The sequence below is a fragment of the Bacteroidales bacterium genome, from assembly GCA_018334875.1.
In the GTDB taxonomy this organism is placed as follows: domain Bacteria; phylum Bacteroidota; class Bacteroidia; order Bacteroidales; family UBA12077; genus JAGXLC01.
Genome location: JAGXLC010000372.1, coordinates 1 through 4,027, shown reverse-complemented (window position 1 = coordinate 4,027; position 4,027 = coordinate 1). Strand labels below are relative to the sequence as shown.

Annotated in this window: 5 protein-coding genes and 1 pseudogene; all 6 read left to right on the top strand. The window is 38.0% G+C overall.

Annotation, left to right across the window (positions count from 1 at the left end):
- On the top strand, positions 1-1,058 hold a 1,058-nt coding region (locus KGY70_18255; protein MBS3777144.1), incomplete at its 5' end, for an ATP-binding protein.
- Positions 1,059-1,500: 442 nt separating this feature from the next.
- Positions 1,501-1,626 (top strand): annotated as a pseudogene (locus tag KGY70_18250) (AAA family ATPase).
- A gap of 234 nt (positions 1,627-1,860) precedes the next feature.
- Entirely contained in the window at positions 1,861-2,403 is a 543-nt protein-coding gene (locus KGY70_18245; GenBank protein MBS3777143.1) for a DUF4143 domain-containing protein, read from the top strand.
- A gap of 533 nt (positions 2,404-2,936) precedes the next feature.
- Positions 2,937-3,356 carry an ATP-binding protein gene (locus KGY70_18240; GenBank protein ID MBS3777142.1) on the top strand — a complete coding sequence of 140 codons (420 nt, stop codon included), beginning with the start codon at positions 2,937-2,939 and terminating at the stop codon, positions 3,354-3,356.
- The gene (locus tag KGY70_18235; GenBank protein MBS3777141.1) at positions 3,307-3,528 is read left to right on the top strand and encodes a helix-turn-helix domain-containing protein; all 222 of its coding nucleotides are present in this window, start codon (positions 3,307-3,309) and stop codon (positions 3,526-3,528) included. Before KGY70_18240 ends, KGY70_18235 begins: the two co-directional genes overlap by 50 nt.
- 21 nt (positions 3,529-3,549) lie before the next feature.
- On the top strand, positions 3,550-3,963 hold the full coding sequence (locus KGY70_18230; GenBank protein MBS3777140.1) for a hypothetical protein: 414 nt from the start codon (positions 3,550-3,552) through the stop codon (positions 3,961-3,963).
- Positions 3,964-4,027: the final 64 nt, after the last annotated feature.

The following is a 4,027-nucleotide window of genomic DNA, read 5'->3' as shown; positions in this document are numbered from 1 at the left end:
TCCGCAGATGTGGTAAAAGTACCTTTTTACAACAGTTGATGGAGCTTTTCGAACGACCGGTATATTTTAATTTTGAGGATCACCGTGCCTATAACTTTGAGGTGAATGACTTCGACAAGTTAGATCAGATCCTTGAGAAAAAGAACCCTGATGCCTGGTTCTTTGACGAAATACAAAATGTTGCCGGATGGGAACGATATATTAGATCTGCACATGATAAAGGGAAAAGAATATTTCTTACCGGCTCCAATGCATCGTTATTAAGCAAAGAATTAGGCACAAAATTGACCGGAAGGCATCTTACCTGGGTATTGTACCCTTTTTCTTACCGGGAGTTCTTAACCTACAGAGATATAGACCCTTCAGTTGCCAGCTTTAAAGATTATATGGCAATCGGAGGATTTCCTGAATTTATCAGGAATGAAGAAATCGATATATTACAGCAATTGCTTGAAGACATAATCACCCGCGATGTGATTGTTCGCTATGAAATAAGACAGGAAGAAATATTAAAAGCGTTGACACTCTTTTTAATCAGCAATACAGGTAAAGAATTTTCCTATAATAAACTAAGCAAACGGTTTCATACGGGTTCTGTCAATACGGTAATCAATTATATTGGTTATCTGGCAAATAGTTATCTGCTCTCTCCTTTACCCCTGTTTTCTGCTTCAGTGAGAAAGCAACTGGCTAATCCCAAAAAGATTTATGCTGTTGATACGGGTTTGATCAAAGCCAATACCCTTTCATTTAGTGATGATCTGGGTCGTATTCTGGAAAATGTCGTTTATATCGAGCTTTGCAGAAACAAAAAAGAAGTCTGGTATCACAGATCAGATTATGAATGCGATTTTGTAGTGAAAGATGCCAATGGTCATCTTCAGATTATTCAGGTATGTCATGAATTGAAGGAGGATAATCTGGAAAGGGAAATCAATGGAATAAATGAACTTGAAGGCTATAAACCCAATAGAAAAACCATTATCACGCTAAACCAGAAAGATTATTTTGATGGTACAGAGGTTGTACCGGTATGGGAATGGTTAACCGAAAGATAATAGTGAATTTAATATTGATCTGAAAAGTTTAAGCGGCTTTGGTGTAGCAATCCAAAATCCGTAATATGTTTCCTGAAATCAGTTGCGTAAAATGGTGGCTGATAAATGAAAAATCCGCCAGGAAACAAACAATCCTTTTTGCCCTTTGCGTGAGGGAATATATTTCTCGCAAAGACCGCAAAAGCCCAAAAAATCAGATGAAAACGAACCAACTTTTGAACCAATCAACCAATCAACCAATCAACCAATCAACCAGTTAACCATAGCCTTCGCGTTACCATCGGGAGCTAACAAGAAAATAGATATAAAAACAACAACGAAATATAAAAAATATCAGATAATTTTTACACCATCCTATATTTATATTATATTTGCCATTTAGTATGGAATATAATAAACGACACATACACGACAAAATCAACGCTCACCTTAATAAAAAGGAATATCTCATCTTAAAATTATTGCTACAGGCAGCAGCGCTTTCTACATAGACAGAAAATTTAAAGACTCGCTGGCCGGGAGGAAAAAAATATTCCATCTCCATCCCCTGAATTTTCAGGAATATCTTGAGTTCTCCGGGAAAAAAGACCTGAGCGATGAAGTACAGACACTAAGGGAAAGGAAAGACTATTTCTCCCTTAAAAAACAAGAAATTAAGGAATATTTTGATGATTACCTGATTTATGGTGGCTATCCTGCTGTTGTTCTGGAAAATGATTCTGAGCTAAAAAAAGAAATACTGTTAGAACTTCGTGATTCATACATTAAAAGGGATATATTAGAATCAGGTATAAGAAACGACATGGATTTTTATAATCTTATGAAAATTTTGGCAGGTCAGACAGGAAATTTGGTAAATAAAAACGAATTATCAAAAACATTACGTATTCATCTGTCCACGATTGAAAATTATCTATCTACCCTGGAAAAATGTTTTTATATCTCGCTTGTAAAACCTTTTCACAGAAATTTACGCAAAGAAATAGTAAAAATGCCAAAAGTATATTTTAATGATCTGGGATTAAGAAACGCTCTTCTGAACAGATTCTCAGGGATTGAAGAACGGGAAGATACAGGCGTTCTGCTGGAAAATTATGTGTATCAAAGATTAGTCCAAATTTATCCACAAGAAGACATAAAATTCTGGAGAACTGCTGATGGCAATGAAGTGGATTTTGTCGTTTCATCAGACTATAAGAGTGGCAAAGCATACGAAGTAAAAACCAGTTCCATCGAATACAAACCAACAAAATATAAAAAATTTACAGAAAACTATCCCAATATAAATTTGTCCATAATAGCTTACAATAGCCGGAATAAAAACATCCCGATTATAGATCTTTAAAGAAAATATAGAAAGAATCCGAAAAGCATACCAGGAAACCCTCCGGCTCAAAAGAAAACCACAACACCCGGAAAAATGGGATGGCAATACCGCAGGAAGGTGCTTGCAGGCTATTTTGGAGGTTTCTGAGTAGTTGATTGAGTGATTAAGTTAATTGAGTTAATTAAGTAGATAGTCGGTTGTAGAAAATAAGACAGGCAAACATTCCTTTGCGAGCTTTGCCTGCCCGAATGACATTGGTCAGGCGGGCGTGCAAAATCCCCGCCCTGCCCCTAACCCCTGAAGGGGAACCCATCCCGCAGGAAAAGCAAAAGACAGAACAATCAAACCAAAAAAAATCTCCACAACGTTAAGAAGTAAGAAAAAATCGGTGGCGAACGTGGCGTGAAAAAAAGAAGGGTTCTCGCCCGTCTGAACGATCTCATCCGAGCGGACAAAGTACGCCAAGAAGTCGCAGAGAACGCAAAACCTAAAAAACCCCTTGAAGTTATGCAGGAAAAACATTATGTTTGTAGTACATAATTTTTACCAACATGGAATTTCTTAATCGACATCATGAAATACAGCGTTTATCCCGGGCTCTAAATTCAGAGGAATCATCATTAATCGTGCTTTATGGCAGGCGTAGACTTGGTAAAACCCGTTTGCTGCAACAGGTCATGCAGCAAGATGATATCTATTTTATAGCAGACCAGCGCGAAAGTACTGCCCAGATAGAAACCTTTGCGCGGCAGGTAATTAACAAGTTTAAAGGTTTCGATTCAGTAAATTATCCCGACTGGGAAAGCATATTGACAGCCCTCGGCCGCTGGACCGATAAGCGATTCACGCTTTTCATCGACGAATTTCCTTACCTTGTTAAAAATACACCGGAACTCCCAAGCATCATCCAAAAATTTAAGGATGCACACCCTTATTTCGATCATTGCCTCCGGTGCCCACCGGCTAAGTGAAATCGCTTCCCGTGCCGGCAAACCGGCAACCCAGCTAAATCGACCTCTACAACGTTTGATAGAATTAGGGTATGTTAAGCGTGAAATTCCCTGGGGTTTATCCAAAAGAAATGCAAAAAAACCCTGTACAAAATTGCAGAACCGTTCATTCATTTTTACTACAGGTATGTGATACCCGAAATCATCCCTGGAGTTGGGTTATACTCAACAAATATTTGATCATGTAGTAAAACCACAATTCTCCGATTACTGCTCAGAAATATGGGAAGATTTATGCAGACAGGCTCTTCCTGCACTTTTTAAAAAGAAACTTTTTGAACCGGGTACGCGCTGGTGGGGTAACGATTTGAACCGAAAACAAATGGAAATAGACGTTGTAGCAGAATCCAGGGATAAAACGGAGCTCATTATTGGAGAAGCTAAATGGTCATCAACACGAAATATCTCAGCTTTATTAAAAGAACTGGATAAAAAAGCGGAAGTTTTCCCGAAAGGCCATCATAAAATAATACACAAAGCGCTGTTTGTAAAAGAAAAACCGGCAAACATCCATGAAGGCTATCACATTTTCACACCCAAAGACATTGTTCAGTCGTATAATCACTAATAGTTGTTCATTTTTCACCTTGCAGAGAAAACAAGGGTTCAAGAACGGACGCTACGTTATATTT